The sequence below is a fragment of the Coprobacillus cateniformis genome, assembly GCF_009767585.1.
GTDB classification, from domain to species: domain Bacteria; phylum Bacillota_I; class Bacilli_A; order Erysipelotrichales; family Coprobacillaceae; genus Coprobacillus; species Coprobacillus cateniformis.
Window position 1 is genome coordinate 2841232 of sequence record NZ_WSNW01000001.1, and the last position, 22255, is coordinate 2863486.

The 22255-nt window shown below is 31.7% G+C and carries 25 protein-coding genes, 2 tRNA genes and 1 pseudogene; 23 read left to right on the forward strand and 5 right to left on the reverse strand.

Annotated elements, in window-relative coordinates; translation table 11 throughout:
- Positions 1-119: 119 nt before the first annotated feature.
- The 3 genes and pseudogenes from GQF29_RS13975 to GQF29_RS13985 form a co-directional block, all read right to left on the reverse strand.
- Positions 120-809 (reverse strand): annotated as a pseudogene (locus GQF29_RS13975) (M24 family metallopeptidase).
- Between the two features lie 222 nt (positions 810-1031).
- Positions 1032-1105 (reverse strand) — tRNA-Trp (locus tag GQF29_RS13980).
- A gap of 8 nt (positions 1106-1113) precedes the next feature.
- Positions 1114-1189, reverse strand: a tRNA-Glu gene (locus GQF29_RS13985).
- Between the two features lie 99 nt (positions 1190-1288).
- On the opposite strand from GQF29_RS13985, the gene GQF29_RS13990 reads away from it, so the two are divergent.
- From GQF29_RS13990 to GQF29_RS14010, 5 genes are all read left to right on the forward strand, one after another.
- Positions 1289-1654 carry a hypothetical protein gene (locus GQF29_RS13990; protein WP_008788014.1) on the forward strand — a complete coding sequence of 122 codons (366 nt, stop codon included), beginning with the start codon at positions 1289-1291 and terminating at the stop codon, positions 1652-1654.
- A gap of 88 nt (positions 1655-1742) precedes the next feature.
- Positions 1743-2018, forward strand: coding sequence for an HPr family phosphocarrier protein (locus GQF29_RS13995; RefSeq protein ID WP_008788015.1), 276 nt, complete (start codon positions 1743-1745; stop codon positions 2016-2018).
- A 118-nt stretch (positions 2019-2136) separates the two neighbouring features.
- Entirely contained in the window at positions 2137-4437 is a 2301-nt protein-coding gene (locus GQF29_RS14000; RefSeq protein ID WP_008788016.1) for an anaerobic ribonucleoside triphosphate reductase, read from the forward strand.
- Positions 4434-4952, forward strand: coding sequence for an anaerobic ribonucleoside-triphosphate reductase activating protein (gene nrdG, locus GQF29_RS14005; protein ID WP_008788017.1), 519 nt, complete (start codon positions 4434-4436; stop codon positions 4950-4952). The genes GQF29_RS14000 and nrdG overlap by 4 nt, the downstream gene beginning before the upstream one ends.
- 70 nt (positions 4953-5022) lie before the next feature.
- The gene (locus GQF29_RS14010) at positions 5023-5673 is read left to right on the forward strand and encodes a putative ABC transporter permease (RefSeq protein ID WP_017143829.1); all 651 of its coding nucleotides are present in this window, start codon (positions 5023-5025) and stop codon (positions 5671-5673) included.
- 9 nt (positions 5674-5682) lie between these two features.
- On the opposite strand, the gene GQF29_RS14015 is transcribed toward GQF29_RS14010, so the two are convergent.
- Positions 5683-6597: an alpha/beta fold hydrolase gene (locus GQF29_RS14015; RefSeq protein ID WP_008790547.1), complete on the reverse strand. Its 915-nt coding sequence runs from the start codon at positions 6595-6597 to the stop codon at positions 5683-5685.
- Positions 6598-6683: 86 nt separating this feature from the next.
- On the opposite strand from GQF29_RS14015, the gene GQF29_RS14020 reads away from it, so the two are divergent.
- The 13 genes from GQF29_RS14020 to GQF29_RS14080 all read left to right on the forward strand — a co-directional run bounded on the left by GQF29_RS14020 (position 6684) and on the right by GQF29_RS14080 (position 16654).
- A complete protein-coding gene (locus GQF29_RS14020) occupies positions 6684-7475 on the forward strand; it encodes a Cof-type HAD-IIB family hydrolase (RefSeq protein WP_008790546.1) in 792 nt (263 codons plus the stop codon).
- A complete protein-coding gene (locus tag GQF29_RS14025) occupies positions 7462-8313 on the forward strand; it encodes an EamA family transporter (protein WP_008790545.1) in 852 nt (283 codons plus the stop codon). The genes GQF29_RS14020 and GQF29_RS14025 overlap by 14 nt, the downstream gene beginning before the upstream one ends.
- Positions 8314-8326: 13 nt before the next feature.
- Positions 8327-8569, forward strand: a complete 243-nt coding sequence (locus GQF29_RS14030; protein WP_008790544.1) for a hypothetical protein — start codon at positions 8327-8329, stop codon at positions 8567-8569.
- A gap of 12 nt (positions 8570-8581) precedes the next feature.
- Positions 8582-9571 carry a dipeptidase gene (locus GQF29_RS14035; protein WP_008790543.1) on the forward strand — a complete coding sequence of 330 codons (990 nt, stop codon included), beginning with the start codon at positions 8582-8584 and terminating at the stop codon, positions 9569-9571.
- 112 nt (positions 9572-9683) lie between these two features.
- Positions 9684-10919 carry an InlB B-repeat-containing protein gene (locus GQF29_RS14040; RefSeq protein WP_008790542.1) on the forward strand — a complete coding sequence of 412 codons (1236 nt, stop codon included), beginning with the start codon at positions 9684-9686 and terminating at the stop codon, positions 10917-10919.
- Positions 10920-11123: 204 nt separating this feature from the next.
- Entirely contained in the window at positions 11124-11510 is a 387-nt protein-coding gene (locus GQF29_RS14045) for a hypothetical protein (RefSeq protein WP_017143828.1), read from the forward strand.
- A gap of 8 nt (positions 11511-11518) precedes the next feature.
- The gene (locus GQF29_RS14050; RefSeq protein WP_008790540.1) at positions 11519-12343 is read left to right on the forward strand and encodes a MurR/RpiR family transcriptional regulator; all 825 of its coding nucleotides are present in this window, start codon (positions 11519-11521) and stop codon (positions 12341-12343) included.
- 63 nt (positions 12344-12406) lie between these two features.
- On the forward strand, positions 12407-13249 hold the full coding sequence (locus GQF29_RS14055; protein WP_008790539.1) for a fumarate hydratase: 843 nt from the start codon (positions 12407-12409) through the stop codon (positions 13247-13249).
- Positions 13249-13815, forward strand: coding sequence for a Fe-S-containing hydro-lyase (locus GQF29_RS14060; RefSeq protein WP_008790538.1), 567 nt, complete (start codon positions 13249-13251; stop codon positions 13813-13815). The genes GQF29_RS14055 and GQF29_RS14060 overlap by 1 nt, the downstream gene beginning before the upstream one ends.
- Positions 13802-14626: a MurR/RpiR family transcriptional regulator gene (locus GQF29_RS14065; RefSeq protein WP_008790537.1), complete on the forward strand. Its 825-nt coding sequence runs from the start codon at positions 13802-13804 to the stop codon at positions 14624-14626. Before GQF29_RS14060 ends, GQF29_RS14065 begins: the two co-directional genes overlap by 14 nt.
- Before the next feature lie 7 nt (positions 14627-14633).
- Entirely contained in the window at positions 14634-15653 is a 1020-nt protein-coding gene (locus GQF29_RS14070; protein WP_029158186.1) for a threonine aldolase family protein, read from the forward strand.
- Between the two features lie 122 nt (positions 15654-15775).
- Positions 15776-16054 carry an HU family DNA-binding protein gene (locus tag GQF29_RS14075; protein ID WP_008790534.1) on the forward strand — a complete coding sequence of 93 codons (279 nt, stop codon included), beginning with the start codon at positions 15776-15778 and terminating at the stop codon, positions 16052-16054.
- 102 nt (positions 16055-16156) lie between these two features.
- Positions 16157-16654: a flavodoxin domain-containing protein gene (locus GQF29_RS14080; protein ID WP_017143826.1), complete on the forward strand. Its 498-nt coding sequence runs from the start codon at positions 16157-16159 to the stop codon at positions 16652-16654.
- Positions 16655-16738: 84 nt separating this feature from the next.
- On the opposite strand, the gene pduL is transcribed toward GQF29_RS14080, so the two are convergent.
- A complete protein-coding gene (pduL, locus tag GQF29_RS14085) occupies positions 16739-17305 on the reverse strand; it encodes a phosphate propanoyltransferase (RefSeq protein ID WP_008790532.1) in 567 nt (188 codons plus the stop codon).
- Between the two features lie 348 nt (positions 17306-17653).
- Between pduL and GQF29_RS18415 the strand changes: the two genes are divergently transcribed.
- The 5 genes from GQF29_RS18415 (at position 17654) to GQF29_RS14105 (ending at position 22254) form a co-directional block, all read left to right on the forward strand.
- Positions 17654-17824: a hypothetical protein gene (locus GQF29_RS18415; protein ID WP_008790531.1), complete on the forward strand. Its 171-nt coding sequence runs from the start codon at positions 17654-17656 to the stop codon at positions 17822-17824.
- Between the two features lie 161 nt (positions 17825-17985).
- Positions 17986-18780, forward strand: coding sequence for a diadenylate cyclase CdaA (gene cdaA / locus GQF29_RS14090; protein WP_017143825.1), 795 nt, complete (start codon positions 17986-17988; stop codon positions 18778-18780).
- Entirely contained in the window at positions 18770-20167 is a 1398-nt protein-coding gene (locus tag GQF29_RS14095) for a CdaR family protein (protein ID WP_008790529.1), read from the forward strand. The genes cdaA and GQF29_RS14095 overlap by 11 nt, the downstream gene beginning before the upstream one ends.
- Positions 20168-20171: 4 nt before the next feature.
- Entirely contained in the window at positions 20172-21521 is a 1350-nt protein-coding gene (gene glmM, locus GQF29_RS14100) for a phosphoglucosamine mutase (protein ID WP_008790528.1), read from the forward strand.
- 76 nt (positions 21522-21597) lie between these two features.
- Positions 21598-22254, forward strand: a complete 657-nt coding sequence (locus tag GQF29_RS14105; protein ID WP_008790527.1) for a response regulator transcription factor — start codon at positions 21598-21600, stop codon at positions 22252-22254.
- Position 22255 lies beyond the last annotated feature (1 nt).

Here is a 22255-nt window from a genome sequence, read left to right on the forward strand (position 1 = left end):
ATAAATGAATGTAAAATCAGTTCAATAATCAAAAATTGTTGATTGAGAGGCTTAATAAACTAGAAAAGAATCCAATAATTGCTAAATAAAAAAACAATCACTAAACTGTGATTGAAATTTTAAAGTTTGATTAATTTATTTTCTTTAAAATAATAAATATCTTCTCTTTTATATCCATATTTTGAGTTCGGCATACTAATGTGAGGTTCAAAGGTAAACATGTTTACCTTTGATAATTGTGTTTGATTACCTTTTTCAATGTAAATTCTTTCTTCTTGATTTTTTACAATTGAGTGACCCAAATTACCAAGGAAGTCTAAATTTACAAATCCTTTCTTCTTGATGATATCATTCATAATATAATAGAGTTCTTCAAAAGTCATATCATCTGTTACAATCTATATTAACCTTTCATGAAGATATTTTTCCATTAACAATCCATTTTTCCACTCTTGATTTTGAATATTATTGATATCATTAATAACTTTGCTATTTTCAATAATAATAGTTCTTGCAAAGTCACCCCAATATTTATTGTTTTGTGGGCTTAAATCAATAGTGATAATATCATTATTAGTAATTATTCTATTTGCAACTTTATATCTTTTTCCAGAAATGGACATTGTTGTTTCATCACCAGAAAATATTAATGCTCCAACATTCCAATACCAAAAAGAGTCCGCACCATTTTCAAGCATATATTTTTCACACATATCTTTGATTTCTTTTAAACTCATACCAACAGAAATATTGTTTATGAGATATTGCATTGTTTTTCTATTTAAATTTTGCATAGTTAAATTATTCATTATATCTCTCCCATTTTTATGTTTTGAAATAATTATATCATAGTAATTATTTTTTTATAGCAAAAAGAATATATTGAATTTATAGAAAATAATTTTTAGTTAGTATAAAGAGTTATCAAAATGGTATGTTGGCCAAAATGACTCATCACAAAAAGATGACTTTTGGTTGTATATGATTAACTTTAGACAAAAAAAGAGCAATGATTTGCTCTAACTTTCTCATGGCAGGGGTGGCAGGAATCGAACCCGCGTCCACGGTTTTGGAGACCGATGCTCTACCATTGAACCACACCCCTACAAAATATGGTGACCTGTACGGGATTCGAACCCGTGAATGCATGCGTGAAAGGCATGTGAGTTAACCGTTTCTCCAACAGGCCAATTTCTGTTGCCACAATATAATATCATATAAAAAAAACAAAAGCAATAGTAAAAATGATGAATAAATGATATTATATAAAAGTATTGGAGGAAATATTATGTTTGGATTTGGTAAAAAAATAGAAATAAAGAAATTGGATATTAATGAAGGATATCGTCGATATGTGAAGAATCCTGATAAGTATGTTATTATTTGTGCTGATGAAGTAAAGGATTTTGATAATTTACACATTGCTGGTGCTGAATGTTTACCATTAAGAATCATGGACCATTTTGAGGATTATTATCCTGAAGAAGATTGTATTTATTGTGTCTATGCTATTAATCCTGCAATTAGTGAAAGGGCATATAAGAAGATTTATAAAAAGGGTTATGAAGTTTATGATATGGGTGGATTTATGGACTTTCATGAACAAGAAGAAGGTCTTAACGCTTCTAAGCGTTCATTAAGAAGAAAAAAATAAAATATTTTAAATTTTCAAGTCTGTTTCTTTGTCCTCTTGAATATGATTGTGGTATAATGGTCTTAAGAAAGTAAGGGAGGAATCATATATGGCTCAAAATTTAAAATTCATAGTAACAGACCCAGTTGGACTCTATGCTACTCCTACCACAGAACTTGTTAATGCAGTCAAACAATTTCATAGTGATGTTTCTTTACGTTATGGAAACAAAGAAGTCAATTTGAAAAGTATGATGGGAGTTTTATCTTTAGGAATCCCTACAAAAGCGCAATTAGAAATTATTGCAGATGGTGGAGATGAGAAGCAGGCTATAGAGGAAATTAAAGCTAAAATTAATGAACTGGGAATTTCAACAATTGAATAATAATGGAGGGGATATCGAAAGATATCCTTTTCTTATAAAAAAACGTGACCTATTCATCATATGAATTGAGAAAAATAAAGAGGTATGAGATACTAAAAATAATGTAAGGAGGTTGCATATGATAAAATATATAAGAAAAAGAGATGGTCGAATGGACCAGTTTGACGTCAATAAGATTGCTGGAGCTATTTATAAAGCCTTTCAAGCAACAGAAGCTAAATATGATCTAGATACAGCTATTGCAGTTGCACAAGAGGTGGAAGAAAAATTAGAAGCAAGACATAGTGAACTTCCAACTGTTGAATTGGTACAAGATACTGTAGAAGAGACATTGATATCAAAGGGATATGTCAGAATTGCAAAAGCTTATATTTTGTATCGTGCAGAACGTACTCGTTCACGAGATCGTAAATCTCGTTTAATGAAAACAATGGAAGAAATTACTTTTCAAGATGCTAAGGATAGCGATTTAAAACGTGAGAATGCTAACGTCAATGCTGATGCACCAATGGGTACAATGTTAAAGTATGGAGCTGAAGCAGCCAAACAATTTAATGAAATGTTTGTTTTAAATCCATTGCATAGTGCTGCACATAAATCTGGTGATATTCATATTCATGATATGGACTTCTTAACTCTCACAACAACATGCACACAAATAGATATCATAAAATTGTTTAAAAACGGATTTTCAACTGGACATGGTGTTTTACGAGAACCAAATAGTATAACAACATATTCAGCATTAACATGTATTGCTATTCAATCTAACCAGAATGATCAGCATGGTGGACAAGCAATTGTGAACTTTGATTATGGTATGGCTGAAGGCGTAAGACGTTCATATAAAAAATGGTATTATAAAAATTTGAAAAAAGCTCTTGAATTATTAACAGATATGAATGTAAATGAGGTATTACAAAAAGTAAAATCACTTCATGTTTTTCCTACATTAGAGGATAATGGATATTTATTGGCTGAAAAAGAAATTCTTTTGCAATATGGTTTTAGTCAACAAATAATTGAGAAGATTCAAAACTTTACTTGTGAAGAGACATATCAAGAAACAGATAAAGAAACATATCAAGCTATGGAAGCATTAATTCATAATTTGAATACAATGAATTCAAGAGCGGGTGCACAAGTTCCATTTAGTTCGATTAATTATGGAATGGATACATCTCCTGAAGGGAGAATGGCTATTCGCAATGTGTTATTGGCAACAGAAGCTGGCTTAGGTGGTGGAGAAACACCAATATTTCCTATTCAAATCTTTAGAGTCAAAGAAGGAATCAATTATAATAATGGTGAGCCAAATTATGATTTGTTCAAATTAGCATGCCGTGTTTCTGCTAAACGTTTATTCCCAAATTTCTCTTTTATAGATTCGCCATTTAATTTACAATATTATAAAGGAACACCAGAAACTGAAGTTGCCTATATGGGATGTCGAACAAGAGTTATGGGGAATATTTATGACCCAACGAAGGAAATTGCACCAGGACGTGGAAACTTGAGTTTTACATCTCTTAATCTACCACGTTTAGCAATTAAGTCTAAAGGTGATGTTGATGAGTTCTTTGAAAAATTAGATAAAATGATTGATTTATGTATTGCTCAGTTGCTAGAAAGATTTGAAATTCAATGTAAACGCAGAGTTATGAATTATCCATTTTTAATGGGACAAGGTGTATGGATAGATTCAGAAAAACTAAAATCAACAGATGAAGTCAGAGAAGTTTTAAAACATGGAACATTGACAGTAGGGTTTATTGGACTTGCTGAGGCATTAAAAGCTTTGATTGGTTATCATCATGGTGAAAATGAAAAAGCGCAAGTTTTAGGGTTGCAAATCATCGCTCATATGCGTAAACGTATGGATGAAGCTTCTCAAAAATATCAACTCAATTTTTCACTCATTGCAACGCCAGCAGAGGGACTGTCGGGGCGTTTTGTTAAGTTAGACAGAAAGATATATGGGAAAATGGAAGGTGTTACGGATCGTGAATACTACACCAATAGTTTTCATGTTCCAGTTTATTATCCAATCAGTGCATATGATAAAATTAGGATTGAAGGACCTTATCATACCTTAACAAATGGTGGACATATTAGTTATATTGAAATGGATGGAGATCCTACAAAGAATTTAACAGCTTTTGAAAAAGTAGTACGTGCAATGCACGATGCGCATATTGGTTATGGAGCCATTAATCATCCAGTTGATAGAGATCCTGTTTGTGGATACAATGGAATTATAGATGATGTTTGTCCGAAATGTGGGCGCACTGAATCAGAACATGATGGTTTTGAAAGAATTCGTCGTATTACTGGATATTTGGTGGGTACTCTTGATCGTTTTAATGACGGTAAAAAGGCTGAAGAAGCTGACCGTGTGAAACATGGTATTCATCAATGAAAATAAGATTGTATGGCACAGTCAATGATTCTATTGTTGATGGGCCTGGTCTAAGATATGTCATATTCACACAAGGGTGTTTGCATCACTGTCCTGGTTGTCATAATCCTGATAGTCATGCTATAGATGGTGGATATATTGAAGATACAGAGCAATGTCTGTTAGAAATTGATCAGAATCCATTGCTGGATGGTGTGACTCTATCTGGTGGAGAACCTTTTTTACAGGCAACGGCACTTATTCATTTTGTACAGAAGGTTAAGAAAAGGCATTTACATGTCATGATTTATAGTGGTTATACTTTTGAAGAAATATTAGAATTAGGTGATGAAGAGAAAAAACTTTTATCACTCTGTGATACTTTGGTTGATGGAAAATTTATTTTGTCTTTAAAAAGCATGGAATTATTATATAAAGGTTCATCAAATCAAAGAATCATTGATATTCAGGCTTCTTTAAAGACTCATATGGTGATTGAACAGGAGATAAACGAATATGGAGAATTTGTCTTTTAGACAAGTTCTTTTCTTATTTGCATATATTGTATAATAATGGTATAGTATGTCAAAAAGTGAGGGAAAGCTTATGAATATGAAATCTTTTGCAAAGGGATATAACATTTATAAATTAATCTGGATATTTTTTATTTGTTCATTTTTAGGGGCAATTATAGAAATTGTTTTTTGTTATTTAACTATGGGAAAACTCATGAGTCGTAGCAGCTTGATTTATGGGCAGTTTTCAATTGTTTGGGGATTGGGGTGTGTTCTTCTAACGATGTTATTGCATAAAATGGAAGGACAACGTGATCTTTCAGTATTTATTGTAGGAAGTTTAGCTGGAGGTATTTATGAATATGCGTGTAGTTTAATAGCTGAGGGATTGTTTGGTGTTCGCTTTTGGGATTATAGTGATATTCCATTTAATGTAGATGGCCGTATTAATCTGCTTTTTTGTTTCTTTTGGGGACTCATTGCAGTTATCTGGATTCAAAATATTTATCCTTTTTTATCACGTAGGATTGAAGAATTACCAGTGCGATGGGGAAAACAGTTAACTTGGGTTTTATCTGTTTTTATGGCTTATAATATTGCTATATCAGGACTCGCACTTATTCGTGCTTATCAACGCCAACAGCATATTCCTCCTCAATCATTTGTGAGCGAATATTTAGATGAACAATTTCCAGATGATTATATTGCCAAACGCTATCAGAATATTTTACCAAAAAAATAAATCTTGGAGTTATTTGCTCCAAGATTTTAATATATCTAAAACATACTGATAAACAGTTTGATTATTGATTTCATTTAAAATTTCATGACGCATGTTAGGAAATAAATGTGATGATACATTTTGATAACCAATTTCTTTCATAAAATTAACAGCTTTGTTGAATTGATGTTCATTAATTATACAGGGATCATCACTTCCTGCAATAAATACAATTGGTAATTGAGGCTTTTTCATAAGCCAATTTTGCAGAGAATAAGTTCTTTTCATAAGCCGAAAGAGTGATTCAAAACCATTGGTTGTAAAGATAAAGCGACATAGTGGATTTTGATTATATGCTTTGACAACATCTTGATTGCTACATATCCAACTGTTAGGAAGCGTCTTATCAAACTTTTTATTAAAAGTGTCAAAACCTATCTTTTGAATCATTTGTGGACGATAATGATCATTTTTTAAACGTCCAATAATACGTGAAAGACAAATTCCAAAATTAGCAGCAGCATTATGGCTTGGACTTCCACATACAAAAAGCCCATCAATATCATAGTCATATTTTTGACAGTAACATCTGACAATCAAAGACCCCATACTGTGACCAAATAAGTAACAAGGAAGTTCAGGATATTGTGCTTTTATCCAGCAGGTTAATTGATGAACATCTTCAACAATACCAATATGACCATTGTCATAAAAATATCCTAAATCATTCTGTTGATAAATACTTTTTCCATGTCCTCGATGATCATGAATAATGCAGACATACCCTTGTTGACAAAGATATTCCATAAAATCAAAATATCTTTCTTTATGTTCACACATACCATGTGAAAATTGAATAATCCCATGAGGATGTGATGGACTCATAACAATTACATCTAAAGGTAATTGATCAAAATGAGATTTAATAGTTAAATGTTCTTTCATATTCGACACCTCATTGTTATTATACATGAAAAGAGTGGGAAAATCATGTCATTTCTAGTATAATAACAACAAAAGGAAGTGAAAAAATGGAAAAGCCAATGTTGTGTTTTGATGTTGATGGAACATTGCGTGATAATGTCAATCATCAAGTCAGTGATTCTACTTTAAAATCATTACATATTTTAAAAGAATCAGGCTATAAATTAATTATTTCTTCAGGAAGAGGGGTTGATTCTCTTATGAAGACGGGGCTTATGGAAATGTTAAAATGGGATGGTTATGTTTGTAATAATGGGCAAACAATTTTAGATGCTGATGGGAATATATTATTTCAGGTAAGTATGGAAGAATCAGCAGTCCTACAAACATTAGAAATTGCTAAACAATTAAATTATGCAGTTGTTTTAAAATCAAAGACAAGAGTCATTTCTAAGGAACCAGATGAATATGTTTTAAAGTCTCAAAGATTTTTTAAGAGTGTCATTCCTCCGGTAGGAACATATGATGGGCAATGTGTCGAAGCCATGATTGTTTATGGACCAAGAGGATATAACTATGCTCCATTTCTTGAAATTCCTGGTATTAATGTTTTGCCAGGTGAATCAACATATGCTGATTTAACAATTGCTGATGTGAGTAAAGCAACCGGTATTGAATATCTATTAAAACAATATCATTTACACCAATATATAGCTTTTGGTGATTCTTTAAATGATGTAGAAATGTTTAAACATGCCTATATTTCTGTTGCAATGGGACAGGGAAATCCTCTACTCAAAGAAATTGCCACATATGTAACGACTTCAATAGATGATGATGGAATATATAAAGCATGTTTGCATTTAGGGTTGTTTGATTCATTTTATGTGGATTATTAATGCTTTTCTCTCAGCTTTTTTTGCTGGTCTCACATCTATACTTTCTAAAATAGGATTAGAAGATTTATCATCTCATTATGTGACTGCTTTACGAACGACTGTTGTTTTATTATTTACATGGTTGATGTATTTTATCACTGGAAGTTCGTTAGCAGGGTTAACGCCTTATCATTTGTTTTTTATTATTCTTTCAGGAATAGCGACTGGGATGAGTTGGTTATGTTATTATCGGGCATTATCTTTAGGTGATGTTTCTCAAGTTGTTCCGATTGATAAATTAAGTACATTCTTAACGATGATTTTTGCTTTTATTATTTTTCATGAAGCTATTACATGGTTAAAAATTGTTTGTATTTTGATTATGTTTCTGGGAACCTATCTTATGCAGAAAAGAACACATTATGTTGACAATAAGGACTCAAAATGGTTAATATATGCAATAACTTCAGCTATATTTGCTTCATTCACTTCAATTCTTGCCAAAATTGGTATTCAAAATGTTGATAGTCAAACAGTGACAGCAATAAGAACTATCGTTGTTGTCATCATGGCATGGCTAGTTGTGGGAGTCACAAAAAGCTATCAACCACTTAAGCAGTTAAAGAAAAGACAAGTTGGTGCTATTGTCTTTTCAGCTATAGCGACAGGAATGTCATGGTTATGTTATTTTGCAGCTTTAAAAGATGGGCCAGCAAGTATAGTCGTTCCGATTGATAAATTAAGTATAGTCGTTTCCATTTTATTTGCATCATTTGTTTTACATGAAAAACAAAATATCAAGACAATCTTTGGATTGATATGTATAGTCGCATCAACACTTTTATTATTGATTGCATAAAGGAGAAAAGAAAATGACAAAAGAAGAAGCAATTCAAATAGGACATGCCATGTATGCTTATGAAATAAGTGAACAGGCAGATATAGAAAGTCAAAATTTTGATGATTTATGGCAAAGTATATATGATATCTGTCAATTATCTCACTTTCATATTCTTGAAGATTTAGAAAGTGATGAATTAGATCAAGCAATCACATGGTTAAAAGAAACACAATCATTAACAAAAAAGTATCAAGAGACTGAAATCTATTTTTAAGGAGAATCAAATATGAAAGTTATAGATATGCATTGTGATACAATCTATGAAATAAATCGTTTACAAAAAGCTGGAGAGAATGTAGAGCTTCGTGATAATCATTTGAATATCAGTTTGAATAAAATGAAAAAAGGTGATTATTTACTGCAAAATTTCGCTATGTTTACTCATTTGAAAAAAGATGGTGATCCATTCCAGCATGTTCAACATCTTATCGATACTTTTTATTTAGAATTAGAGAAAAATCAAGATATGATTCAAATTGCTTATACTTATGATGATATTGAAAAAAATGCGAGATCTCAAAAAATGAGTGCAATATTAACATTAGAAGAAGGCGCAGTTGTTCATAATGATTTGGCTTATCTAAGAAATTATTACCGCCTGGGGGTACGTATGATTACATTGAATTGGAATTTTGCCAATGGAATCGGCTATCCAAATTTTGATATCCAAGGAGAGACACATGGCTATCATACTTGTGATGAAAAAAATGGATTAACAAGTTTTGGAATTCAATATGTTCAAGAATGTGAAAGGCTTGGTATTATTATTGATGTTTCCCATTTATCTGATGCTGGATTTTATGACGTTCTTGAATATACAACACAACCTTTTGTTGCTTCCCATTCAAATGCAAGAGGTGTTTGTGATCATGCTCGTAATCTCAGTGATGATATGATTGTCAAATTGGCGCAACGTGGTGGTGTTATGGGGATTAATTTTGCGGCTGATTTTTTAGATGAAAATGATCAGCAAGATGCTTTATCTAAAATATCATCAATGGTGAAACATATTATATATATTCGTGATCTGGCTGGAATTGACTGTATTGGATTAGGAAGTGATTTTGATGGTATTCCACAAAATCTTGAAATAAAAGATGCTTCTTATATGCCAATGTTATATCAAGCGCTGCAGAATGCTGGATTTCATGAGGATGATATTGAAAAGATTTTCTATAAAAATGTGCTAAGAGTTTACAAAAATGTTCTTTTATAAACAAAAATCAAGAATTATCACCTTGGTGATGGTTCTTTTTTTTATGAAAAAAGTGAAAAGGTATAAATAATGAAAAGTAGGAGAACATATAAGGTGTAAAGGAGAATTTATTATGAAAAAGTATGTGAGCTTATTTTTAATCATTTTATGTCTATTCACTCAAAATGTTTCAGCAACAACATCAAAAAATAATGATACTTTTACAATTGACCAAAATACTTTAGATGATAATCAATCACTATCTTTAGATATAGATATCCAATTATCATCATTGCTTTCTCAAGAAGTCATACATAGAGATGTGACAATACGTAATGAATTCCCATATGATTTACAACTTACTCAAGTCAAATTAGAAATTCCAGATGAATTGAATACATGTCTTTCTTTTGGGTTTCAAGATGAAAGAGATTTCATATCAGCTTCTCAAAAATATCAGATATCTCAATATTTGGATATACAATCTGAAACTTATCAACAGTTTAATGATTTTATAAAAAAACAACGTATCTCATCTTTACAACAGACGACATTATCTTTTCAATATTTATTAAATGAGTTGTCTCAGAATGCATCATTATCAGTTTTACATATTCATCTCGAATTTATGCCTATTATGTATCAGGGATATGTTTTTCAAGATTTAAATCGAACTGGTATTATGGATGATAATGATATTCCTATGGCTGGAGTGAAAGTTAATTTGTGGCAAAATGAAAATTTAATTGCTACCACTTCTACTTCAAAAGATGGATATTATCAATTTGTTAATCAAAAAGAGATATCACAAGGATATCTTGAAGTAGAAGAGCAGAATGGTCTTCATTTAACAAAATGTATGAAAGATGAAGAGTTAGGCAATTCATTTGAAGTAACTGATGGAAAAATGATAACACCTTTATCAACGGATTCACGAACTCAAAATGCATATATTGGTTTTGTAAAAAACACATTTAAAATTCATTATCATGCGAATGGTGGTCAGAATCTTTGGATTTTAGATCAGCAGGGTTATGAGACGAAAGCAAAGGCAGTGGTTTTAGGAAAAGGTTCTTTGGAACGTAAAAATTATGAATTTGTGGGTTGGAATACTGCACCTGATGGAAGCGGAATAACTTATCAGGAGGGACAAAATATCACTGTGACAACACATGATATCACTTTGTATGCAGTTTGGAAAAAGCAGGAACCAATAGTAAAGATTGAAGAACCAAAGGTTCCCCCTGTAAGTTTATTTGAGGTTCAAACATCTGATGAAACACCTCTTTTAATTTTATCACTCTTGTGTTTAAGTGCATTTGGTGGAATAATTGTTGCAAAGGCATTAAAGAAAAAAGAAAGCAGATAAGGTGGGAGTCCTTATCTGCTTTTTATTTGATATCAGTTTGGGAAAGGATATCATGAAGTAGTCTTTATTTGAAGGGAAAACAAATAATCTTTTTGACTACATGGTAAGTATAAAACAATTATGTGGGCGAAATTCGCAAGAAATGTAAAAAAATATGTGATTTATAGGAAAATATGCGTTATAGTATTATGAGAGGAATAAATTATGAAAAAAATAATGATGATATGTTTATGTTTTATGTTAATGGGATGTGGTTCACAACAGAAGCCTAGCTCTTATGTAGATGAGCCGAAGGACAAAGAGGATGATATTGGATGGGTAGGCACTTATCAACGTGGTGATGTTACACTTATTATTATGTATGATGAAGAGGTTCCCAATGGTTTTGAGTTCAATATGGAACTTGGAGAAATAGGATTTGGTGAATTCACACGATATATACAAGATGATAAGAAAAAAGCAATTTGTGATACAACTGAGGATGGTTATACTTTGCTTTTTACATTAAAAGGTGATAGTGTTATAGTAGAAGAATCGGGAGGGATAAGTTATTTAGAAACGGACCTCAATGGAGAATATAAGAGACAGTAGGAGGAATTATGAAAAATTTATTCTATAGATTAATTATCTTTTTAGATACAGCACAGGAGAATGATACAAACTATAATATTGCCTGGTTTATGGCAAATAATTTTTATCGTATTGCTGATATGCGTATTAGCGAACTTGCAAGTGAATGTTTTGTATCACCAGCAACAATTTCACGTTTTTGTCGAGCTCTTGGTTATGAGAATTTTGCACATCTGAAACAAGAGTGCTATACATTTCATTCTGATGATAAGAAATTTAATAATTTAATAAATATTCCATTAGAAACAATGAAATCCAATCCAGAAATTGCAACTCAGGAATATGTCAATCAAGTGATTGCCTATATTTCAGATTTACCAAGAATATTAGATTGGAAAGAAATTGATGCAACTTTAAAGTTAATCCATGATTGTGATTCGGTGGCCTTTTTTGGAACACAATTTTCTCAAAGTGCGGCTCTACATTTTCAAACTGATTTATTGATGTTAGAGAAATTTACTATGGCATATATGGATTCATCACGTCAGTTAGATTGTGCTAAGGAATTAACAAAAGATAGCGTGGCAATTATTATGACTGTAAATGGGTATTTTACAGGCAGTGGTTTTAAAATCTTACAATATCTTAAAAAGTCGGGATGTAAAGTTGTCTTGATGACATGTAATCCTGAGTTGGATATTAAGATTCCTATTGATCATACAATTCTATTGGGACAATCAAAGAATCGTAAAACGGGTAAACATAGCTTGTTGACTGCTGTCGAATTGATGTCACTTCGTTACTATTCTTTATATTATCCATCAATACAAGAATTAAAGGGGCATATCCTTTAATTCTTTTTTCTTGTTCTTGGATATAAAATTATATATAATAGACCTAACAAAGAGGGAGAGAAAATGAGAGAAATTAATCAAGAAACAATTATTGAAGCAGTCAAACAATTATGTATAGAAGCCAATTCAGTCCTTCCTTGTGATGTGAGACAGGCTTTAAAAGAAGCATATGTACAAGAAGATTCAAGTCTTTCTCGCCTGACATTAGAAGTATTAAATGAGAATGCAGATATTGCCCAAGATACAAATGCGCCCATATGCCAAGACACAGGTATGGCTTGTGTATTTGTGGAGATGGGGCAGGATGTTCATGTTCAGGGCTCGCTTTCTGAGGCTATTCATGAAGGTGTACGTCAAGGATATCAGTTAGGGTATTTACGTAAAAGCGTTGTTGATGATCCGATGTTTGAACGAATGAATACAAAGGATAACACTCCAGCCATTATCCATTATGATGTTGTTGTGGGGGATCGTCTAAAAATCACTGTTGCGCCAAAAGGTTTTGGAAGTGAAAATATGAGTCAAATCAAAATGTTGAAACCAAGTGATGGTGTACAAGGCGTTAAAGATTTCGTCATGAAAGTTGTCTACGATGCTGGTCCTAATGCCTGCCCACCTATGGTTATAGGTGTGGGAATTGGAGGATCGTTTGATTATGTCACAGTGCTGGCTAAAAAGGCTATGTTAAGAACTGTTGGCAGTCATCACCAGGATCCTCGTTATCAAGCATTGGAAAAGGAATTGCTAGAAAAAATTAATCAAACTGGTATTGGTCCAGCTGGATATGGAGGGCGTACAACAGCGTTATCTCTCAATATTGAGACTTATCCAACGCACATTGCTGGGCTGCCTGTAGCTGTGAGTATTTGCTGTCATGTGGCAAGACATAAGGAGGTTGTTCTTTGATGAAACGATTATCAACACCCTTTACAAAAGAAATGGCTCTGGATTTAAAAGCTGGGGATCAGATTTTATTAACAGGAGTCTTATACACTGGAAGAGATGCTGCACATAAGCGTATGATTGAGTTTATTGAAGAAGGTATAGAATTACCTTTTGATGTCCAAGATCAAATAATCTATTATGTTGGACCAACTCCAGCAAGGCCTGGTTCGATATTTGGCAGTGGAGGTCCTACAACATCTGGACGAATGGATGCATATACCCCCACAATGTTGTCAATGGGATTGCGTGGTATGATTGGAAAAGGTTATCGCAATCAGGCTGTCAAAGAGGCAATGAAAGAATATGGTGGTGTCTATTTTGGTGCAATTGGTGGAGCAGGAGCTTATATCAGTCGTTGTATTCAATCGTGTGAGGTTATTGCTTTTGAGGATTTAGGTCCAGAGGCTATTCGTAAGTTATATGTTAAAGATTTTCCATTGACAGTTATTATTGATACATTTGGTAATGATTTGTATGAAATAGGAAGAAAAAATTATTTAGGAGGTAAGCAAGATGGCAACACATAATTATAATGAAGTTGATATTCTTTATACTCTGATGTCATATGTCAATGTGTCATCTTCACAAGATATGTATTATACAATCGCTCATACGATTCTTACACATCTTGAGAAAATTCCTGATATTAGTATCAACGATTTGGCTGATTTATGTTATACATCACCAGCAACAATTTCACGTTTTTGTAAAGATTTAAACTGTAAGAATTTTGCTAGTTTTAAACATGAAATGGCTATCTCACTTGAAATAGCTAGAGATGAGATTCATGTTGATCCCCATGATTACACTGAGATTATCAAGCAGCCGCAATACTTGGTTGATAAAATGTATCAAGAAACAATTGCATCTTTGCAGTTGGTTCATCAAAGTATTAATATTCATAGTATTGATCAAATTTGTCATATGATTTATAATGCTAAAAAGGTTCATATGATTGGATATCAGTTTAATAAAATTATTTCTAATGATTTCCAAATGAAGATGCTAAAATTAAAAAAATTTGTTTATGCTTTTGTAGAACGTGGAGATGAAATTCAAAGATTAGATATGATTGATGAAGATAGTCTTGTCATTATTATTACAGTTCGCGCCAGAAAACAATTTATGGCTCCTTTATTAGAAAAGATTCATGAACATAATCCTCAAATCCTTTTGATTACTATGAATAAAGAATTTCAAAATGATTTGATAGATTTTACATATTGTATTGATGGGACTGAAAGTGATTATACTGAATCATCAATGCAGGGAACCATTAATTTTTTAAGTTTATTAAATTTGATTTATGTTAGATATGGTTTATTATATAGAAAGTAGGGAGAATATGTATAGTTTTTTAAATGATTATAGTGAAGGGGCTCATCCATTAGTATTAGATGCCTTAATTCATACAAATAGTGAACAAACAGTTGGTTATGGATGTGATGTTTATTGTCAAAAAGCAAAAGAAGTGATTTTAAAAAGAATACAAAATCAAAATGCTGATGTTCATTTCTTGGTTGGTGGAACACAAACCAATATGACTTTTATATCTTATGTTTTAAGAGATTATCAGGCTGTTATTGCAAGTGATGAAGGACATATTAACGTTCATGAAACGGGTTCTATTGAAGCGACTGGTCATAAAGTCATTACCAAACCACACCAAGAAGGTAAAATAACTGTTGAAATGATTCAGGCACTCTTGAGTGAGCATACTGATGAACATATGGTTCAGCCAGTTATGGTTTATATTTCTCAAACAACTGAATTAGGAAGTTATTATACATTGAAAGAGTTGCAAACGCTTTATGCTTTTACAAGAGAAAAAGGACTATATCTTTTCTTAGATGGGGCTAGATTAGGAAGCTCATTGGTTTTAGAAGATGCTCCTAATATGGCTGAAATTGCTGCGAATGTAGATGCTTTCTATATTGGGGGAACAAAGATGGGGGCAATGTTTGGTGAAGCGCTTGTCATTATAAATAATAATTTAAAAAAAGACTTTCGTTTTCAAATGAAACAAAAGGGTGCGATGCTTGCTAAAGGAAGATTGCTAGGTGTGCAATTTTATGCATTGCTTAAGGATTCTTTATATGAAGACATTGGACGTCATGAAAATGAAATGGCAATGATTATAAAGCAGGCATTTGAAGAAAAAGGTTATTCTTTATATGTCCCATCCTTTACAAATCAGATTTTTGTTGATCTAGACTCAAATATTATTCAGGCTATTGAAAAAGAATTTATGGTGACTCATATTAAGAAAATAAATGAAAAAAAAGAAAGAATCCGTATTGTAACTTCATGGGCTACACCTGTTGAAGAAGCAACGAAATTTGCCGAATTAATAAGAACTTTGTAAGAAGATGACATGTCTTCTTTTTCTTATATAAATCGTGGTTTTAACTGTACATATCAGCAAAATTGTATTATAATACTAAATAGGGCAACCCCCTAAATTTACATAGGAATGGAGATTATAATATGAACAAAACTGAATTAGTAGAAAAAATTGCTGCAACTGCAGGATTAACAAAAACTCAAGCAGAAGCTGCAGTTAATGCTTTTGTTGCAACTGTAACTGATGGATTAAAAGATGGAGATAAAATTACTTTAAAAGGATTTGGAACTTTCGAAGTAAGAGCTAGAGAAGCAAGAACTGGACGTAACCCAAGAACTGGTGAAACTATGGAAATTGCTGCTTCTAAAGTCCCTGCTTTTAAAGCAAGTTCTGCTTTAAAAAATGTTGTTAACGAAAAATAATGATTAATGAAGTGCTTTTAGGCACTTTTTTATTTTATGTTTTTTAAAAATACGTGCTTATTGGAATAATTTCATGTAAACTATAGTTAGGAGATGATGGAGATGCGAGTGATACTATATAAGACAAAACATGGAGCGACAAGAAAAATTGGAAAAGTCATTAACCAATATCTTCATGACTGTTTACTTATGAATATTGAGAATCTTGATTATCCAATTTTGCAAAAGGCGGATATGATTATTATAGGTGTGCCAGTTTATTATGGACGTTTAGATTCAGATATTGTTTTATTTATTCAAAAAAATCAAGAATTGTTGATATCTCGAAAATATTCTTTATATGTCATTGGTATTCTCCAAACTGAATTTATGACATATGTGACACAAGCTTTTGATTATCATATTTTAAAACATATCAAAGTTATTGCTGGGTTAGGTGGAGCACTTTATTATCCAGATTTATCTTTAACTGAAAAGATGATTTTACAGGTTATGAATAAAAGATCGCCTGTCATTCATAAAGAAAAAGATAAAGATATTTTTGAAAATTTTAATAATGAAGAAATTAGAAGATTTGCAGACAAAATAAAAAAATTATAAATTTATATATAAAAAGAAGGTTTCACTGAAATCTTCTTTTTACTATAATTATTCTTTTTTGCATGATTAAATGCTGTGTTAATTCTATTTAATAATTGTGCCTTCGTTAGGTCCACAAGCTGCATTTGATTCATCAGTATCAATATGCATAGCTAATGCATAAGTATCACTTACACGACAAACAACATCACCAAATGTTAATGATCTGCCATCAGTAGTCACTTCAACGCTTACAATTTGCTTATCTTCCACACCAAACTCTTGAGCGTCAGCTGGAGTCATATGAATATGACGTTTTGCTGCAATAACACCACAAGGGATTTCCACTTCACCAGCAGGACCAACAAGTTTGCATCCTTGAGTTCCATCAATATCTCCTGATTCTCTCACTAATGCTTTGATTCCTAATGATCTTGCATCTGTCAAAGAAACTTCAACTTGTGTACTTGCACGAGTTGGTCCTAAAATAGACATTTTTGTTTCTCCTTTAGGTCCTATAACAGTGACTTTTTCTTCGCACGCAAATTGCCCTGGTTGAGAAAGGTCTTTTTTATTTGTAAGTGTATATCCTTCACCAAATAATGTTTCTAAATCAGTTTGTGAAACATGGACATGTCTTGCAGATGTTTCAACTAAAATTTTTCTTCCCATAATAATCCTCCTATTTAACATACATATATTACAACTTTTTTCATGATTTGCAAAGACATTTACACTAATTTTGATGTCATTTTTTGTAAAAGGAATAAAATTTATTGAAATGTTAAAAAATATCTCAGTCAAATAAATATATCTTTTTTGATAAAAGTACAAAACATTGATATATACAGGTTTTAAACACTTTGTATATAAAACAACTTTGATGTTTAAAGATAAAATAAACAATCAAAATACTTTTTAATATAAATAAAGTATAGTATGGTGAAATCACAAAGAAAGAAGTTGAAAAGATTTGCAAAATGATAAAACCATCTTGATGATAATTCGGGAGGTGGTTTTATGACTCATGAAGAGATGGAAAAAGAAGTTCTAGAAATCAGTGCATTTTTAAAAATATTATCACATTTAGATAATTGTGATATAGATATCCTTGATTTGCAGACTGTAGCTAGTGTTTTTGCTTCTAAAGCAGATATTTTATATTGCTCTATATGTGATGATTTATCATGAAAAGAGAAAGCCTAGAAATAGGCTTGTTTTTGTTCATATGTGTATGATTTGTATAAAGATGTCAGAAATTGCAGCTAAAAATTTCATCAAATGAAAATTGTGGCATTTTATTTTAGGTTTAAAACTGTTATAATAGAAAAGAAATGTGGGTGATGAATAATATGAGTTGGTCTCAAATCATTAACTTCTTAAGATCTTCTATAGATCTTATTGCAGTTTGGTTTATTTTATATTATGTAATTTCGATGTTTAAGACAAATATGAAAACAATGCAGTTGTTTAAAGGTGTCTTGTTTATTTTAATTGTTAAACTCATAACTAGTGTTTTAGGTTTAACGACATTAAATTACCTAGTTGATAGTATTATTAATTGGGGAGTTCTTGCTATGATTATTATCTTTCAACCAGAAATCAGAACTTTATTGGAAAAAATGGGTCAGACAAAGATGACAATGAAAAAAGAGATAAGTGATGATGAAAAAGAAAGGTTAATGGATGAGTTAGTAAGTGCAATTACAACACTTTCAAAAGAACAAACAGGTGCTTTGATTACTTTTGAAAGAACGCAATCTTTATTGGATTATATTAATACAGGGACAAAGATTAATGCAGATATTAAAAGTGAGTTGTTTTTAACAATTTTTTGGGAAGGAACACCATTGCATGATGGAGCAACAATTATTCAAGGTGACCGTGTAGCATGTGCAGCAGCATTTTATCCGCCGACAAATAAGGAATTGAGTCCTAAGTATGGGGCCAGACATAGAGCTGCTATTGGGATTAGTGAAATTACAGATTCATTAACAGTTGTTGTCAGTGAAGAAACAGGGACCATTTCATTTGCTATGAATGGTGAATTAAAAAAGATTCCAACAAAAGAGTTACGTGCATCTTTAGTTAATGAATTAAATTGGTTTAAATCTGGTGATGAAGGAGGTCAAGCTCATGAGTCCTAGACAAAATAAAGAAAAAAGAGATGTTCATGATTCAACAACTGAATTCTTTTTGAAAGTTGTACAAAAAGAAAAGGAAGCAGCATCAAAAGAAAGTACTACAAAAGAAAATATTAGTGCTACAAAAACAAAAACTATTGATACAGTTGGGCGATTCTATAATTATATTAATCAAACATTAGATAAAATTTTATCAAGTAAAGCCAGTATTATGATTCTTTCTTTTGCAATGGCTGGAGTTCTTTTCTATAGTATTGCTGGGAAAGATATTCTCACTAGCCCAACATCTGGTTCAACTCTAGAGAATGTTCCTGTTGTTGTAGAAAACTTAGATTCATCTTTAGAATTATCTGGTGTTCCAGAGAGCGTTACAGTTGGATTGATTGGTCCATCTTTGGATATTTATAAAGTCAATTTTACAAAAGACTATCAAATTTATCTTGATTTAGCAGATTATGAAAAGGGTGAGTATACTGTCAATTTAAGATCGCGTAACTTTCCTGAAACATTAAGAGTGATGCCAGTACCATCAACCTTGAAAATCAAACTTTTACCAAAAATAGATGCAACTTTTGATTTAGGCTATCGTTTCATAAATGAAGAAAAATTGGATACAGAATATTCTGTAAGTGTAGAAGAAATGGCTGAGACAAGTGTGATTTTACGTGCAAGTCAGGAGACATTGCAAAAGGTTGTTAGGGTAGAGGCAAATATTGATGTTGCAGATAAGACAGAGGCCTTTGAACAGGATGCTAAAATCAAAGCATATGATGCTAATGATAAAGAGCTTAATGTAGAAATTTCACCTACAACTGTCCATGTCAAATGTAATGTGGCTTCTTATAGTAAAGTTGTTCCTGTACAAGCTCAATTTGTGGGTGATATCCCTGCAGGATATGAAATATCTAATTATAGACTTTCTCAAAGTCAAATTACGATTTATGGTTTGGAAGAAAAAATTAAAGATATTTCTGTTGTGAAAGTAGATGTTGATGTAAGTGATGTTAAGTCTAATACGACAATAACAAATGTTGCTTTTAAAAGAGGAAATGGTATTAATAAGTTTTCTTCTGAAACAGTTGATGTGACAGTAGAGGTTGAAAAAGTGATTACCAAGAAGATTGAAAAAGTCCCTATTAAGGTGTTAAATAACACAGAAAATTATAAGGTGTCTTTTGCTGGAGAAGGTGGTTATGCAACAGTATCTGTTACAGGTACCGAGGCTAAGATTGCTTCTTTAACAGCTGACAATATACAGGCGAGTGTTGATGTTGACGGGTTAAGAGTAGGAACAAGACGTGTTGATGTGAAGACAGCTGTAGATGATGAAAAAATTAAGATTGAGTTATTATCATCGTCAAAAGTGACTATTAATATTGAAAGGAACTAGAGAAATGGGTAAATATTTTGGAACAGATGGTTTTAGAGGAGAAGCGAATGTTGATTTAACAGTTGAACATGCTTTTCAAGTTGGAAGATATCTTGGATGGTATTATTCGCAAAATGGTAAGGCGAGAATAGCAATTGGAAAAGATACAAGAAGAAGTTCGTATATGTTTGAATATGCTCTTGTAGCTGGTTTAACTGCAAGTGGTGCTGATGTGTATTTGTTGCATGTCACAACAACTCCTTCAGTTTCTTATGTTGTAAGAAGTGAAGAGTTTGATTGTGGAATCATGATATCTGCTTCACATAATCCTTACTATGATAATGGAATAAAAGTTATTAATGGAAAAGGACAAAAGTTAGAGGCAAATGTTGAAAACCTTATTGAACAGTATATTGATGGATTAACTGATTCTATTCCATATGCTACAAAAGATAAAATTGGTAGAACAATTGATTATTCAATGGGTAGAAATCGTTATATTGGATATTTAATGAGCATTCCAACACGTGCATTTAAAGATTTGAAAATTGGATTAGACTGTGCAAATGGTTCATCAAGTGCTATTGCTAAAAGTGTATTCGATGCTTTGGGTGCTGAAACACATGTTATTCATAATCAGCCAGATGGATTAAATATCAATACAAACTGTGGCTCTACACATATTGAAGTCTTACAAAAATATGTTTTAGATAATGGATTAGATGTTGGCTTTGCATATGATGGTGATGCTGATAGATGTATTGCTGTTGATGAATTTGGAAGAGTTGTTGATGGTGATTTGATTCTTTATGTATGTGGTTTAGAGATGAAAGCCAAAGGTGAATTGTTAAATAACACAATTGTGACAACAATCATGAGTAATTTTGGTTTATATAAATCATTGGATAAAGTGGGTATTCAGTATGAAAAGACTGCTGTTGGTGATAAGTATGTTTATGAAAATATGGTTCAAAATGGACACTGTATTGGTGGAGAACAATCTGGACATATTATTTTCTCAAAACATGCAACAACTGGTGATGGTATTTTAACATCATTAAAAGTTGTAGAAACTATGGTTGAAAATAAAAGAACATTAGCTCAATTAACTGAAGCGGTTGATATTTATCCACAATTATTAATTAATGTTCGTGTAACTGATAAAAAGAAAGCACAAGAAGATCCTGATGTTCAAGCAGCTGTTAAAGAAGTAGAAGAAATTCTGGGAAGTGATGGGAGAATTTTAGTACGTGAAAGTGGAACTGAACCTGTTGTACGTGTTATGGTTGAGGCACAAAGCGATGAAATCTGCCATGAAAATGTATTAAAGGTTGTTAATGTGATTAAAGCAAAAGGATATGCAGTAGAAAAATAAAAGTTTCACATATTATCACAAATTATTGCCATATTCTATGGCAATCTTTTGTATATAGTGATAGTGAGGTGATTTTATGAAATATCGTATTAACATCATAGATGATGAAAAAAACTTAAATGATTTGGTAAGAACTTATTTAGAAAAAGAGGGATATATTGTTTATTCCTTCTATACATATGAAGAAGCTTTATTACATAAAGATGATGATGTCCATTTATGGATTGTTGATATTATGTTAGATAAAAGCAGTGGATTTGATCTTCTTAATGAAATCAAATATTGTAAGCCCAACATGCCTATTGTTTTCATGAGTGCTAGAGATCAAGAGTTTGATCGTATTATTGGTCTTGAAAAAGGTTGTGATGAATATATTACAAAACCTTTCAATATCAAAGAAGTGATTTTAAGAATACATAATGTTTTAAAACGTGTATATAAAGATGATCCTGCTTTAATTAATGTTGATGGTTATGCAATTGATGAAGAAAAGCGTAAAGTTTTATTTAATAAAGAAGAAATAGAATTAACAACTAAAGAATATGAATTGTTAATATATTTTGTTAAAAATAAAGGAATTGCTATTTCTAGAGAGCAAGTTTTAGCCAAAGTATGGGATGAAAATTACTTTGGAAGTGATCGTGTTGTTGATGATACATTACGACGCTTGAGAAAGAAAATGCCTGATTTAAATATAAAAACAATTTATGGTTTTGGATATCGATTAGATTAAT

Coding starts and splice junctions, on each gene's coding strand:
- GQF29_RS13990 (WP_008788014.1), top strand. CDS start 1,289: ATGTTTGGATTTGGTAAAAAAATAGAAATAAAGAAATTGGATATTAAT.
- GQF29_RS13995 (WP_008788015.1), top strand. CDS start 1,743: ATGGCTCAAAATTTAAAATTCATAGTAACAGACCCAGTTGGACTCTAT.
- GQF29_RS14000 (WP_008788016.1), top strand. CDS start 2,137: ATGATAAAATATATAAGAAAAAGAGATGGTCGAATGGACCAGTTTGAC.
- nrdG (WP_008788017.1), top strand. CDS start 4,434: ATGAAAATAAGATTGTATGGCACAGTCAATGATTCTATTGTTGATGGG.
- GQF29_RS14010 (WP_017143829.1), top strand. CDS start 5,023: ATGAATATGAAATCTTTTGCAAAGGGATATAACATTTATAAATTAATC.
- GQF29_RS14015 (WP_008790547.1), bottom strand. CDS start 6,597: ATGAAAGAACATTTAACTATTAAATCTCATTTTGATCAATTACCTTTA.
- GQF29_RS14020 (WP_008790546.1), top strand. CDS start 6,684: ATGGAAAAGCCAATGTTGTGTTTTGATGTTGATGGAACATTGCGTGAT.
- GQF29_RS14025 (WP_008790545.1), top strand. CDS start 7,462: ATGTGGATTATTAATGCTTTTCTCTCAGCTTTTTTTGCTGGTCTCACA.
- GQF29_RS14030 (WP_008790544.1), top strand. CDS start 8,327: ATGACAAAAGAAGAAGCAATTCAAATAGGACATGCCATGTATGCTTAT.
- GQF29_RS14035 (WP_008790543.1), top strand. CDS start 8,582: ATGAAAGTTATAGATATGCATTGTGATACAATCTATGAAATAAATCGT.
- GQF29_RS14040 (WP_008790542.1), top strand. CDS start 9,684: ATGAAAAAGTATGTGAGCTTATTTTTAATCATTTTATGTCTATTCACT.
- GQF29_RS14045 (WP_017143828.1), top strand. CDS start 11,124: ATGAAAAAAATAATGATGATATGTTTATGTTTTATGTTAATGGGATGT.
- GQF29_RS14050 (WP_008790540.1), top strand. CDS start 11,519: ATGAAAAATTTATTCTATAGATTAATTATCTTTTTAGATACAGCACAG.
- GQF29_RS14055 (WP_008790539.1), top strand. CDS start 12,407: ATGAGAGAAATTAATCAAGAAACAATTATTGAAGCAGTCAAACAATTA.
- GQF29_RS14060 (WP_008790538.1), top strand. CDS start 13,249: ATGAAACGATTATCAACACCCTTTACAAAAGAAATGGCTCTGGATTTA.
- GQF29_RS14065 (WP_008790537.1), top strand. CDS start 13,802: ATGGCAACACATAATTATAATGAAGTTGATATTCTTTATACTCTGATG.
- GQF29_RS14070 (WP_029158186.1), top strand. CDS start 14,634: ATGTATAGTTTTTTAAATGATTATAGTGAAGGGGCTCATCCATTAGTA.
- GQF29_RS14075 (WP_008790534.1), top strand. CDS start 15,776: ATGAACAAAACTGAATTAGTAGAAAAAATTGCTGCAACTGCAGGATTA.
- GQF29_RS14080 (WP_017143826.1), top strand. CDS start 16,157: ATGCGAGTGATACTATATAAGACAAAACATGGAGCGACAAGAAAAATT.
- pduL (WP_008790532.1), bottom strand. CDS start 17,305: ATGGGAAGAAAAATTTTAGTTGAAACATCTGCAAGACATGTCCATGTT.
- GQF29_RS18415 (WP_008790531.1), top strand. CDS start 17,654: ATGACTCATGAAGAGATGGAAAAAGAAGTTCTAGAAATCAGTGCATTT.
- cdaA (WP_017143825.1), top strand. CDS start 17,986: ATGAGTTGGTCTCAAATCATTAACTTCTTAAGATCTTCTATAGATCTT.
- GQF29_RS14095 (WP_008790529.1), top strand. CDS start 18,770: ATGAGTCCTAGACAAAATAAAGAAAAAAGAGATGTTCATGATTCAACA.
- glmM (WP_008790528.1), top strand. CDS start 20,172: ATGGGTAAATATTTTGGAACAGATGGTTTTAGAGGAGAAGCGAATGTT.
- GQF29_RS14105 (WP_008790527.1), top strand. CDS start 21,598: ATGAAATATCGTATTAACATCATAGATGATGAAAAAAACTTAAATGAT.